Origin of the sequence: Blautia sp. 210820-DFI.6.14 (assembly GCF_020558815.1) — a bacterium.
Lineage (GTDB): Bacteria > Bacillota > Clostridia > Lachnospirales > Lachnospiraceae > Blautia_A > Blautia_A obeum.
Map to the genome: position 1 here is coordinate 58,995 of NZ_JAJCKS010000005.1, position 13,054 is coordinate 72,048.

Below are 13,054 nucleotides of genomic sequence, written 5' to 3' on the forward strand. Positions count from 1 at the left end.
AGTATAGAAGAAACCGGAGAGCTTTGTCAAGTCGGCAAAACCCTCCGGTTTGGGAACCTTGGTTATGAAATACTATTTATTGGAGATTCATTTAAAGGTCGATCATATCAAGATGTTGTTCTTTGATATTGTGTTTTTTGGCATAGCCAGTAAGAATCAGTGTCAGAGCACCATCGCCGGTTACATTGCAGGCTGTTCCGAAGCTGTCCTGAAGAGCAAAGATGGTAAGCATCAGAGCAGTTCCGGTTTCATTGAATCCAAGGACACCGGTGATGATACCAAGAGAGGCCATAACAGTACCACCGGGAACACCAGGGGCTCCCAAAGCAAAGATTCCGAGAAGCAGACAGAACAGAACCATAGTTCCTGGAGCTGGAATGGAGCCATACAAGATTTTGGAGATTGTCATACAGAAGAATACTTCTGTCAGAACTGATCCGCAGAGGTGGATATTTGCAAAAAGAGGAATGCCAAACTGCACCATATCTTTACGAAGCGGTTTGGCTTTGCCGGCACACTGTAATGCAACTGCCAGAGTTGCGGCTGAGGACATGGTTCCAACAGCAGTCAGGTAAGCAGGACCATAGTTACGTACAACTTCCCATGGATTTTCATGAGAATAAATACCTGCAAGAACATACAGAAGTGTCATCCAGATAAAATGTCCGATTAGTACGATTACAATAACTTTGAGAAAAACAGGAAGCTGTTTGGTGATAGAACCTTCGTAAGCCAGTCCGCAGAAAGTCAGTCCGATAAAGAAAGGAAGTACCGGAATGATGATCTTGGACACAATAGAAAGTACGATCTTCTGGAATTCATCAAGAAGACCTGTAATAAGTTTTGCCTGGTTCCAGGTAGCTGCAAGTCCTACCATGATGGAGAAAACAAGTGCACTCATTACAGACATGATCTGCGGAATAGAGAGCTCAAATACAACTTCCGGAAGTTCCTTCAGTCCGTCTACGTTTGTAACGATAGAGAGGTGTGGAATCAGTGTATAGCCGGCAGCAACAGAGAACAGAGCTGCACCGATGGAAGAAACATAGGCGATAACAAGAGCCACACCAAGCATACGGGAGGCACTGTTACCGAGTTTAGTGATGGAAGGTGCGATAAATCCAATGATGATCAGTGGTACACAGAAGTTGATCAGCTGACCAAGGATGTATTTCAGAGTTACAACAACATTCAGGATTCCCATAGTAATGGAATAGGAGTCGGTACTGCTTAAAATAAGACCTGCAATAATACCAACGATAACGCCTACCAGAAGTTTAAACGGAAGGCTTGTAAAAAAACTGTTTTTTTTCATTTTATAAATCCCCCTGTAAAAGTTTATAAGTTACGTTTTATTCCATTATAGTAACGGCTATGTTTCAGCATTCCTGATTGATATCTGCCCGGTCAATCATGACATTGAGAATTTCAGTATCGGTAGAACGCATACCGACACGTCCGATATAACCCATACTTTTGATTGTTTCTTCAATATCATCCTTGATGATACCCTCACCAGGAAGAAAGCTCTTGTTCTGTATACTGAGCTGAAAAGCCATCAGAGCAGCGTCAACAGAAGAAGCAATCTTGGCTGCGCAGGAGGGTTTTGCTCCATCGCAGACGATGCCACCTACATTTCCGAGTGTATTGATAATAGTCAGAGATACTTGCTGATAAGTACCTCCATACATGTATGTGATACCGGCGCCGGCACCACATGCAGCGCTGACTGCACCACAGTATGCGGAAAGACTTCCTATATAATATTTCTGATGAATGGCAATCAGATTGCTGACGACGAGAGAACGACAGAGCTTTTCATGTGATACTTCCCATTCATCGGCAAATACGATGACCGGGAGAGAAACAGTCATTCCCTGGTTACCACTTCCAGAGTTGATAACAACTGGCATGGAGCAGCCTCCCATACGTGCATCACTCCCGGCTGCAGCCCGGGCACAAGCTCTTGTGGTGACACTTTTGCCCCATACATGCATTAGAGTTTTACCAATCTGTGCACCATAGTTGTTATCCAGCCCTTCCTGAGCAATTGCAGAGTTCAGTTTAATCTGACGGTCAATGATCGGCTGTACGTCTTCTATTCTGACCTGATCAGCAAAATCTAGGATGTCCTTGACTGTAAGTTTAGATTTGTCTATGACAGTTTTGCATTCTGCCTGATATGGATTATCCAGAATAACTTCACCGTCTTTTTCAATTCTGGTAATGTTGGTGTGCTGGTGCTCAATCGTAACAGAGGCGAAATGATCACCTTTGATTACTTTGGCAGTGATGTAGAGGTTGTCTACCCCTTCGACCAGAGAGCAGGAACAGACATGCTGTTTGACCAGTTCTCGGGTTCTGGCAATGTCATCTTCTGTGATTTCGCTTAAGACTTCAAGAGCCTTGTCAGCATTTCCACCAACGATGCCGAGGATTGCCGCTACATCGATTCCTTTCAGACCTCCGGAGTTTGGAACAGTGACACCTTTGACATTCTTAATGATGTTACCACTGAGACTCATATTTACAGAGTCAGGAAATTCTCCGAGGACCTGATGTGCTTTTGCTGCTGCGTATGCAATCGCAATCGGTTCTGTACATCCAAGAGCAGGGACAAGTTCCTGTTTTAGGATGTTCAGATAGTTTGCATATAATGCAGAGTTCATTTTTAATGTGCTCCTTTCCTGAGATAACGCAAATGCGTTTGTGCAATCAGTATATCTTGTTTTGGAAAAGAAAACAATAAATTATGCAAAATAACAAGAAATAAAACTGATTAAATAAGTATGTATTTTGAGGAAACATGATATTTATAAAAAATAATTTATTCGACAAAAAAGTTCTTTACATTTAAAATTTTCTATGATAGAATAATCAACTGTGTGATATATTTTTCATATCCTTGCTCTCTGATATACAGGCAGAGGGCCATGAAGACCATAAGGAGGTAAGAAAGCATGAACAAGTACGAATTAGCATTAGTTGTGAGCGCAAAAGTTGAAGACGAAGTTCGTGATGCAGTAGTAGAGAAAGCTAAAAGCTACATCGCTCGTTACAACGGAAACGTCACAGAAGTAGAAGAATGGGGTAAGAAGAAATTAGCTTACGAAATTCAGAAAATGCATGAAGGCTTCTACTATTTCATTCAGTTTGAAGCAGACGCACAGTGTCCGGCAGAAGTAGAAAGACATGTACGTATCATGGACAACGTATTAAGATACTTAGTCGTTCGTAAAGACGCATAATCTTTTTACAGATGGATTTTAGAAAGCACCATTAAGAAACCCGTTCACTCACTATGAAGAAAGAGGTATTTTAATGAACAAAGTAATTTTAATGGGACGCTTAACAAGAGATCCTGAGGTGAGATATTCCGCAGGAGAAAATGCACTGGCAATTGCTAGATACACATTAGCGGTAGATAGAAGATTTCGTCGTGACGGAGAAGCAACTGCAGATTTTATCAGCTGTGTTGTGTTCGGACGTGGCGCGGAATTTGCAGAGAAGTACTTCCATCAGGGAATCAGAATTGTAGTAAGTGGTCGTATTCAGACCGGAAGCTACACAAACAGAGATGGCCAGAAAGTATATACTACAGAAGTTGTAGTTGAGGAACAGGAATTTGCCGAGAGTAAAGCTTCCAGTGACAGCTATGCAGCATCACATCCTCAGCAGAATGCAGCACCGGCTCCGTCTATGCCGAGTCCGGGGGCAGCAAGCGCAGACGGCTTTATGAATATTCCGGATGGAATCGACGAAGAACTTCCATTTAACTAAACTGAAAGAAATAAGAACAGGAGGAAACCATCATGGCTTACAATAGAGGCGAAAGACCGGACTCTCCAATGAAGAGAAGAGGCGGACGCAGAAGAAAAAAAGTTTGTGTATTCTGCGGTAAAGAAAATAATGAAATCGATTACAAGGATGTAGCAAAACTCAGAAAATATGTTTCTGAAAGAGGTAAAATCCTTCCAAGAAGAATCACAGGAAACTGTGCAAAACATCAGAGAGCTCTGACTGTTGCTGTTAAGAGAGCACGTCATCTTTCCATGATGCCATATGTTCAGGACTAATCTGATCGATATAGCTTATTGAAGTTTGGGAGCTGTGTCCGGATTGCAGAATATGCTTTCCGGACGTAGCTCTTTTTTTAGTTTGTGGGAAATATCTGGCATAATTCATGGATATCTGGTATAATAAAAGGCAGCGTTTAAATAACTAAGAAAAAGAATGGTAAAGAGTGTTATGAGTGGAAAATTAAAATTAAAAGGCCATCTGAAGCATTTAGCCCGCTGGCCACTGTATTTGTCCGTTCTGCTGATTGTATTGAACATTCTGGTATATGTGATCAACATCAAAGCAGGTGTGGTTGTCACGATGGGAAACGTCCTTTATCTTGTGGCAGCGATTGCACTTCTGTTTTATCACAGACCATTGATGTTTAATGATCTGATTGCTTTTGCCAGCCAGTATGAGTTTCTGGAAAAGAAAGTACTCGAAGAACTGGCACTTCCATATGCAGTGATGGATATGCAGGGGAGAATGATCTGGTCAAACAGAATGTTTTCTCAGCTGACGGGAAAAGATCCGTTTTACAGAAAGAATGTCAGTACGATCTTTCCGGATATTACAGCGAACAAACTTCCGGGACATGATGGAAAAGATATCACAGAAGTCAGTACCCAGTTTGGGGACCGCATTTATCGTATCTCTATGCAGAAAGTTTTTCTGGGAGAGTCTGTTGCACCGTCCAAACTGCTGATGGATATTCCGAAAACAACGAGTCTTATTGCAATGTATCTGTACGATGAGACTGAGTTAAAGGAATATATCCAGGCGAATGAAGACAATAAACTTGTTGTTGCTCTTGCATATCTGGATAATTATGAAGAAGCACTGGAAAGTGTAGAAGATGTCAGAAGATCGCTTCTGATTGCTCTGATCGACCGTAAGATCACGAAATATTTTTCCAATTATGATGGCCTGGTTCGAAAACTGGAAAAAGATAAATATTTTCTGATCATGAGGCAGAGTTCGCTGGAAACGTTGAAGGAGCAGAAATTCCATATCCTTGATGAAGTAAAAACTGTTAATATCGGTAACGAAATGACAGTGACTTTAAGTATTGGTATCGGTCTGAATGCTGCAACTTATCTTCAGAACTATGAGTATTCACGTATTGCCATTGAAATGGCACTTGGACGTGGCGGAGATCAGGTTGTTATCAAAAACGGTGACAGCATTACTTATTATGGTGGTAAGGCCCAGCAGATGGAAAAGACTACCCGTGTCAAAGCCCGTGTCAAAGCACAGGCGCTGAAAGAGTTCATGAGCACTAAAGAACGTGTTGTTGTTATGGGGCATAAGATCACAGATGTTGATGCTCTGGGCGCGGCTATTGGTATTTATCGTGCAGGTAAGACACTTGGCAAACCGGTACACATTGTTGTAAATGACCCATCTACATCCATACGTCCGCTTATGGCTGGATATATAAATAATCCGGACTATGAACCATCTATGTTCATTGACCGGAACCAGGCAATGGAACTGGTAGATGACAATACGGTAGTGGTTGTTGTTGATACAAATAAGCCAAGCTATACAGAGTGCGAAGAACTTTTGTACATGACAAAGACAATCGTGGTTCTCGACCATCACCGAAGAGGCAACGAAGTGATCCAGAACGCGGTATTATCCTATGTAGAACCATATGCATCTTCAACATGTGAAATGGTAGCTGAGATCCTGCAGTATTTCTCGGATGATCTTAGACTTCGTAATATTGAGGCAGATTGCATTTATGCCGGTATTATGATAGATACAAACAACTTCATTACACGGGCCGGTGTGCGTACATTTGAGGCCGCCGCATTCCTGCGTCGTTCCGGTGCGGATATGACCAGAGTGCGTAAGATGCTTCGTGATAATATTGATTCTTATAAGGCAAGAGCGGAAGCTGTTCGAACAGCAGAAATCTACAGAGGATGCTTTGCTATTGCAAAATGTCCGAGTGAGGGACTGGAAAGTCCGACAGTTGTCGGTGCACAGGCGGCAAATGAACTTTTGAATATTGCCGGTGTAAAAGCATCATTTGTACTGACCACATATAATAAAGAAGTTTATGTCAGTGCCCGTGCAATCGATGAAGTTAATGTACAGGTAATGATGGAAAAACTTGGCGGTGGCGGACATATTAATATTGCCGGCGCACAGGTAAAACGTCCGATTGACGAAGTACAGGATATGCTGAAAGAAATTATAGATGAGTTGTATCAGGAGGAAAAAGGCAAGAAATGAAAGTAATTTTATTAGAAGACGTAAAGGCACTTGGAAAAAAAGGCGCCATTGTAAATGTAAGTGACGGATATGCAAGAAATATGATTCTTCCGAAAAAACTGGGAGTAGAGGCTACTCCGAAGAATCTGAATGACCTGAAACTTCAGAAAGCCAATGCAGAAAAAGTTGCACAGGAAAATCTTGAGTCAGCACAGGCATTTGCAAAAGATCTTGAAACAAAAGAAATCATTCTGACACTGAAAGTAGGAGAAGGCGGAAGAACTTTCGGATCTGTATCTTCCAAAGAAATTTCAGAAGCAGCCAAAGTTCAGCTTGGGCTGGATATTGATAAAAAGAAACTTCAACTGCCAAGTCCGATCAGAAATCTCGGTGTGACACAGGTTCCGGTGAAATTGCATCCTAAAGTAACCGGAAGTCTGAAAGTATGGATCAAAGAAGCATAAGTAAGGAGAATCTGCTATGGAAGAAGCGCTGATAAAAAGAATACCGCCTCACAGTATTGAGGCAGAGCAGTCTGTCATCGGCGCCATGCTCCTTGACAGAGATGCGATTCTGATTGCATCGGAAATCCTGACAAGTGATGACTTTTATCAGAATCAGTATGGCATTATTTTTGATGCAATGGTAGAGCTTTGTAATGAAGGGAAGCCGGTTGATCTGATCACTCTGCAGAATCGACTGAAAGAAAAAGATCTTCCTCCGGATATCAGCAGTATGGAATATGTACGAGAGCTTATTGAGGCAGTTCCTACTTCTGCCAATGTGAAGTATTATGCCAACATTGTAAGTGAAAAAGCACTTTTGCGTCGCCTCATCAAAGCGACAGAAGATGTTGCAAATACCTGTTATCTGGAAAAAGAAAGTACAGAGATGATTCTTGAAGAGTCGGAAAAGAAACTGTTTAATATTCTGCAGAGAAGTATTGGCGGGGATTATGTACCGATTCAGCAGGTTGTGTTGAATGCAATCAACAACATTGAGAAGGCATCCAAACTGAAAGGCAGTGTAACCGGTATTCCGACAGGATTTATCGATCTGGATTACAAGACGTCAGGTATGCATCCGTCAGATCTGGTTTTGATCGCAGCACGTCCTTCTATGGGTAAAACTGCATTTGTTCTGAACATTGCACAGTATATGGCATTTCGTAAAGATGTTACGGTTGCGATATTCAGTCTGGAAATGTCAAAGGAACAGCTTGTAAACCGACTTCTGGCGATGGAGTCGCATGTCGATTCACAGAATATGCGTACCGGCAATCTGAAAGATGAGGACTGGACAAAGCTGGTGGAAGGAGCGGATATCATTGGACGTTCCAACCTGATCATTGATGATACACCGGGAATCAGTATTGCGGAAATGCGATCCAAATGTCGAAAATATAAACTGGAACATAATCTTGGAATCATTATGATCGACTATCTTCAGTTGATGAGTGGCAGTGGCAAAAGTGATTCACGTCAGCAGGAAATTTCTGATATCTCTCGTTCGCTTAAGGCACTTGCCAGGGAACTGAGTGTACCGGTCATTGCACTGTCGCAGCTTAGTCGTGCGGTTGAACAGAGACCGGATCACAGACCGATGCTTTCGGATCTTCGAGAGTCTGGTGCGATTGAGCAGGATGCCGATGTCGTTATGTTTTTGTATCGCGATGATTATTATCACAAAGATACAGAGAAGAAAGATATTGCAGAAGTAATCATTGCCAAACAAAGAAATGGTCCAATCGGAACGATTGAACTGGTATGGCTGCCAAGATATACACAGTTTGTAAACATGAAGAAATAATAAAAAAGCAGAAAGCAGGTATCTACCGAAGAATAAACATAGTTCTGAGGTGGATGCCTGCTTTTTTGTCGAACGTTTTTTGTTGAATTCGTAAGGGTTACTTTTTATAATAAAATGTAATGAAGTTCATAAGGAGGTGCATGATGGAGACACGATATACAGTCAGACAGGCGGTGGAAATGACTGGAGTCAAGTCATATGTCCTGCGATACTGGGAAGAGGAACTGGAACTACAGATTCACAGAAACGAATTGGGACACCGTTATTACACCGGATATGATATTCAACTTTTTTTGAATATTAAAGAACTGAAGAAAAGAGGATTGCAGCTTCGGGCAATCAAGAACCTGATCCCTCAGATAACAGCATCTATGACCGGATTTGGAGAAAGTGCATCAACACTTCTGGAAGGAGAAGTTATAGATCATGCTGAAGTAAAAACAGACAGGGATTTAAAAGAAAAAATATCCAAAAAAGACGAGGGGAAAAATGATAAGATCTTAGAATTTCAGGCGATTCTTGAAAGACTGATCACGCAGGAACTGAAGGCACAGAATGAAGATGAAGAAAGATGCAGATCGCTTGATTATGCGATACGCAGACAGCAGCTTGCACGAAAAGAGGCAGCAGCTGCTGCTGAGAAAAAATCTGGACGAAGGCACCGGGATAAGTAACGGAATATAAAAAAGCTGCAGCAGACGCTGCAGCTTTTTGGTTGATATGAATGAAATTATTCAGCTGGGTGAATAGCTTCTGTAGGACAGGCATCAGCGCATGTTCCACAGTCAAGGCAAGCATCAGCATCGATTTCGAAATGCTCTGCACCTTCAGAAATTGCTTCAGCTGGACATTCAGCTGCGCATGTTCCACAGCTTACACATTCGTCAGAAATTACATATGCCATTATAGTATCCTCCTTTATTCTCGTTAGTACCCTTACAGGTTCTATATCGTTATTCTAATATATATCTTTATGGATTACAAGTATAAAATTGTGAACAAGCAAAAAAATCGATATTTTTGGTTGACCGCTTCTAACTTTTATATTATAATAAATCATAGTCGGGAATTTTAAGAATTCCATATTAAAGGAGGCAATTTACAATGGCAAAAGTTACAAAAGACATGCTGATTGGCCAGTTAATTACTTTAGATCCTAATATTGCACCAATTCTCATGAGAGCTGGTATGCACTGCCTTGGATGCCCGTCTTCACAGATGGAATCTCTGGAAGAAGCAGCTATGGTTCATGGAATGGACGTAGATGTTCTGGTTCAGCAGATCAATGATTTTCTTGGTGAATAAGCACGGATTTACCGCATAAAAAAGACTGGCTTTCGGGCCAGTCTTTTTTGCATTTTATAAGTCATGGTGTTTATCAAAGCTGTGTAAGTTGCTGAAGGGCACTGGAAGAAATCAGTTCTCCATGTTCCTTCAGATGAGCTTCACCGGCTGCGGAAAATGCTCTGCCGGATCCATATTCAGAAAGAATATTGCAAACTTTGTTGAATTCTTCTGGTGAGTATTCAGACTGATGAAGGACAAGCTGGTAACGACGGTCTGAAGAATCTTTATAAAGAGTATTTTTGCCTGTGAAAAATCCGTTCAGACCGTGTGCAGCAGCGATGACATCATCCAAATGATAGAAGCTGAACAACCGGATCAGATCAACTGTCGGTGTTTCAGAAGAGGCAGCAGATTTCTCAGAAGTTTCTTTCTGATTGGCCTGCTTGCGAGTAGTACCTTTCATTTTTGCCTCACATATTTTCTGGAAGATATCAATAATGTTGTCTGCTCCGTCAAGTTGAAGTGGTTCTGCCTGAGCATTGTCCTTATATGGTGAAAATTTGGAAAAACGAGTATCCAGTTCTTCCGGATCTTCTATTTTAGTAACGATGAGGATGACACTGTCCAAATTGACCGGGATTGCTTCGATCATGAGAGGAATATTATCAGCCTCAAAACCGAACTGTATCTGTGCCTGCTGCATCATATCGCGGAAAAGTTTTTTTGCCTTTTCGGAACCATAAGCCAGCTCTTTGAGATTAACCTGATGGCTTTCGAGATCTTCTCGGGTTAATGTACAGCGGATTTGATTTTCATTGATTTTTTCTATTTTCATTATGATCACATCCTATTCTTATGCACCTGTCTCTGCTATATTATATGAAAATATCAGAACGACAGGCTATATAGTCCATGACTTATTAATATGACATATTATATACCACAATCATAGAAAATGTAAAGAAATAGAACCTGTCTATTTATAAAATATTTAGAAATTAATTGGGAATTTTTAGATAAAGTGCTAAAAAGGCTTGCATAAACAAAGGAACTCTGTATAATGAGGAATAAGAAAAAATATTCGTCATATAGCTGAAGAACAGATTAGAGGCAAGACTTACACAATACATTTTCCTTCCATATCATTGCCGGTAATACAACATATCATACAGCGTTCTTGCTGGGGCAGTGTGGAAATCCCACAATAAGATTAAATTCAATTATACGGAGGATTATTTTTTCTTGAACCTATCAGGTGTTTTCTAAAATCAATTTCAGGAAAGGAGGGCCGAAAAAAATAAAATATGTCACACAGTAAATGCAGTAAAAAGTCATTGAAACCTTTGAAGGATGAATTAAAAGATTATCGGAAACAAGGTGTCAGGCTTTTTCTGAATGGAAATCCCAGTACACCGAAATGTATTGCGAAAGCCTGTATGATCGCAGAAGACGGTGGTTACATGAGGGATTATACTGCAGATGAAGAAGGCAGGATTGCAAAAGTGAACTTTGAACATATCAGGGAACTTCCCAAAAACAGAAGATGATAAATACCTGCTTTTATATACATAAGATGATTGCAGCGATTTTCCGGTACAAGTGCAGTTTCCCCTCTCGTACTTAACCAGACCGGAAAATCCTGCACAAAATTAAAAAGTCTGAGGTAATGATTCTGTACAGGAAATATTTGAAAATTTATAATTAGTTAAGACATTATATAGTAAAGCATGTTATAATAAAAAAGTATATGTAATAATCAGGTTACTGAGAATAGCATAAAAAGTGTTACGATACGTAAGAAAAAAAGAAGCGCAACACAGAATGGTTACAGATCTTATCTGAAATTAAAGGGAGAAACAGATGAAGCATCAGGCAAAAAAACAAACGAGAAATCAACACATGCCTGTCGTAATTGTCTGCATATTGATTTTAGTGCTGGCAGTTATGGGGCTGGGAATGCATTTTATTAAGAAATATATTCCTACAAAAGAAAGAATGAATCTTACAGAATATTATGGACAGCCCGGAGATGGGGAAATGGCAGTTGTTCTGGGAACTGAAATCATGGAAGAACGCGCATTGATGTCAGGAGATCAGATATATCTTCCACTTGATATGGTAAATACATATCTGAATCAGAGATATTACTGGGATAGTGCTGACCAGCAAGTACTTTATGCGACACCTTCTGAATTGCAGTATTATCCGGCAGCAGAGAGCGGAGAAGGCGATGTATGGCTGAAGGATGGAACAGTTTATCTGCGTCTTGGTTTCGTGCAGAAATTTACAGACCTGGATGCTTATGTATATGAAAATCCGAACAGAGTTGCAATCCAGTACAGGTTTACCGGAGTGCAGACAACGACAGTTAAAAAAGATACAAGTATCCGTTATCAGGGTGGAATCAAGTCTCCGATCCTGACAGATGTGAAGACGGGGGATACATTGATCTTTCTGGAAGAACTGGAAGACTGGGCCCAGGTTGCTACAATGGATGGCTATATAGGATATGTTCAGAAGGATACGATAGCATCTGCTGAGACAAAAGATTTTGAGAGATCATTTGAGAAAGAGGAATATACCTATCTTACTATGGATGGAAAAGTAAATATGAGCTGGCATCAGGTGACAAGTCAGGATGCAAATGCATATCTGGCGGACACGATCGCAAATGTCAGCGGTGTAAATGTAATTTCTCCTACATGGTATTATATTCAGGACACAGCAGGAAATATAGGAAATATTGCGTCGGCGGACTATGTGGCACTTGCACATGAACGCGGATTAAAGGTTTGGGGACTGATTGATAATTTTACGGCAGAAGTGAGTACAACGGATACACTTTCACAGTTGTCATCCAGACAAAATATGATTCAGCAGCTGATTCAGTCAGCAACTACCGTTGGGCTAGATGGTATAAATGTGGATTTCGAGACACTCAGTGAAGATGCGGGACCTCATTTCCTGGAATTTTTAAGAGAACTTTCTATTGAATGTCATAAGAATAATCTTGTTCTTTCAGTAGATAATCCGGTTCCGGAAGATTTTACCAGCCATTATGACCGCAGAGAACAAGGACTGGTGGTAGATTATATTGTTATTATGGGGTATGATGAACATTATGTAGGGTCAGATGCCGGATCTGTGGCCTCTCTTCCATGGGTGGAGCAGGGCGTGCAGGATACGATTGCAGAAGCGCCGGCAGAAAGAACAGTTCTTGCAATTCCGTTTTATACAAGACTTTGGAAAACAACTGGTGGGGCTCTGACCAGTGAGGCGATTGGAATGGATGAAGCACAGAATGTCCTTACTGAAAATGGCGTTGAAGCTGTATGGGACGGAAGTGTCAGTCAGAATTATGCAACATTTGAAAAAGATAATTCAACGTATCAGATTTGGCTGGAAGATGCACAATCGATCGCGGAGAAAGTGAAACTGATTCCGAAATATAATCTTGCGGGCGTTGCACAGTGGAAGCTGGGATTTGAAAACAGCAGTATCTGGCAGACGATCAGCGATAATTTACAGTAATAAAAAGCTCTGTTGTATCAGTGATTGATACGACAGAGCTTTTGACGTTGCGTAAATAAAAAAAGTTCCATAAATGGAAGGAGGCCGGTACTTTCGTACCGGCGCGTATGAAAAAGAAAAATATTTTATAGAAGGCATGCACCTT

At 41.0% G+C, this 13,054-nt stretch carries 14 protein-coding genes; 10 read left to right on the forward strand and 4 right to left on the reverse strand.

Going from position 1 to position 13,054, the window contains the following annotated elements:
* Positions 1-91: 91 nt before the first annotated feature.
* Positions 92-1,315 (reverse strand): dicarboxylate/amino acid:cation symporter, encoded by a 1,224-nt coding sequence (locus tag LI112_RS06095; RefSeq protein WP_227190352.1) that lies wholly within the window; start codon positions 1,313-1,315, stop codon positions 92-94.
* A 64-nt stretch (positions 1,316-1,379) separates the two neighbouring features.
* Complete coding sequence (locus tag LI112_RS06100) at positions 1,380-2,669, reverse strand: serine dehydratase subunit alpha family protein (protein ID WP_055066372.1); 1,290 nt, start codon at positions 2,667-2,669, stop codon at positions 1,380-1,382.
* 291 nt (positions 2,670-2,960) lie between these two features.
* Between LI112_RS06100 and rpsF the strand changes: the two genes are divergently transcribed.
* From rpsF to LI112_RS06135, 7 genes are all read left to right on the forward strand, one after another.
* Positions 2,961-3,248, forward strand: coding sequence for a 30S ribosomal protein S6 (rpsF, locus tag LI112_RS06105; RefSeq protein WP_005427220.1), 288 nt, complete (start codon positions 2,961-2,963; stop codon positions 3,246-3,248).
* 73 nt (positions 3,249-3,321) lie between these two features.
* Entirely contained in the window at positions 3,322-3,780 is a 459-nt protein-coding gene (locus LI112_RS06110; RefSeq protein ID WP_005427219.1) for a single-stranded DNA-binding protein, read from the forward strand.
* A 32-nt stretch (positions 3,781-3,812) separates the two neighbouring features.
* Positions 3,813-4,076 (forward strand): 30S ribosomal protein S18, encoded by a 264-nt coding sequence (gene rpsR, locus LI112_RS06115; protein WP_005427218.1) that lies wholly within the window; start codon positions 3,813-3,815, stop codon positions 4,074-4,076.
* 172 nt (positions 4,077-4,248) lie between these two features.
* On the forward strand, positions 4,249-6,303 hold the full coding sequence (locus LI112_RS06120) for a DHH family phosphoesterase (protein ID WP_055066382.1): 2,055 nt from the start codon (positions 4,249-4,251) through the stop codon (positions 6,301-6,303).
* Entirely contained in the window at positions 6,300-6,746 is a 447-nt protein-coding gene (gene rplI / locus LI112_RS06125) for a 50S ribosomal protein L9 (protein WP_055055454.1), read from the forward strand. Before LI112_RS06120 ends, rplI begins: the two co-directional genes overlap by 4 nt.
* A 16-nt stretch (positions 6,747-6,762) precedes the next feature.
* Positions 6,763-8,091: a replicative DNA helicase gene (dnaB, locus tag LI112_RS06130; protein ID WP_005427215.1), complete on the forward strand. Its 1,329-nt coding sequence runs from the start codon at positions 6,763-6,765 to the stop codon at positions 8,089-8,091.
* A 143-nt stretch (positions 8,092-8,234) separates the two neighbouring features.
* Positions 8,235-8,765: a MerR family transcriptional regulator gene (locus tag LI112_RS06135; protein WP_055066369.1), complete on the forward strand. Its 531-nt coding sequence runs from the start codon at positions 8,235-8,237 to the stop codon at positions 8,763-8,765.
* A 56-nt stretch (positions 8,766-8,821) separates the two neighbouring features.
* On the opposite strand, the gene LI112_RS06140 is transcribed toward LI112_RS06135, so the two are convergent.
* Positions 8,822-8,995: a DUF362 domain-containing protein gene (locus LI112_RS06140; RefSeq protein WP_005427212.1), complete on the reverse strand. Its 174-nt coding sequence runs from the start codon at positions 8,993-8,995 to the stop codon at positions 8,822-8,824.
* Between the two features lie 200 nt (positions 8,996-9,195).
* Here LI112_RS06140 and LI112_RS06145 point away from each other — a divergent pair, with 200 nt between their 5' ends.
* On the forward strand, positions 9,196-9,396 hold the full coding sequence (locus tag LI112_RS06145; protein ID WP_015541070.1) for a DUF1858 domain-containing protein: 201 nt from the start codon (positions 9,196-9,198) through the stop codon (positions 9,394-9,396).
* Positions 9,397-9,469: 73 nt separating this feature from the next.
* On the opposite strand, the gene LI112_RS06150 is transcribed toward LI112_RS06145, so the two are convergent.
* Positions 9,470-10,213, reverse strand: a complete 744-nt coding sequence (locus LI112_RS06150; protein WP_227190353.1) for an adaptor protein MecA — start codon at positions 10,211-10,213, stop codon at positions 9,470-9,472.
* Positions 10,214-10,712: 499 nt separating this feature from the next.
* Between LI112_RS06150 and LI112_RS06155 the strand changes: the two genes are divergently transcribed.
* Together LI112_RS06155 and LI112_RS06160 are read left to right on the forward strand one after the other, a co-directional pair.
* The gene (locus LI112_RS06155) at positions 10,713-10,925 is read left to right on the forward strand and encodes a hypothetical protein (protein WP_227190354.1); all 213 of its coding nucleotides are present in this window, start codon (positions 10,713-10,715) and stop codon (positions 10,923-10,925) included.
* 313 nt (positions 10,926-11,238) lie between these two features.
* Complete coding sequence (locus LI112_RS06160; protein ID WP_118035211.1) at positions 11,239-12,909, forward strand: glycosyl hydrolase family 18 protein; 1,671 nt, start codon at positions 11,239-11,241, stop codon at positions 12,907-12,909.
* Positions 12,910-13,054 lie beyond the last annotated feature (145 nt).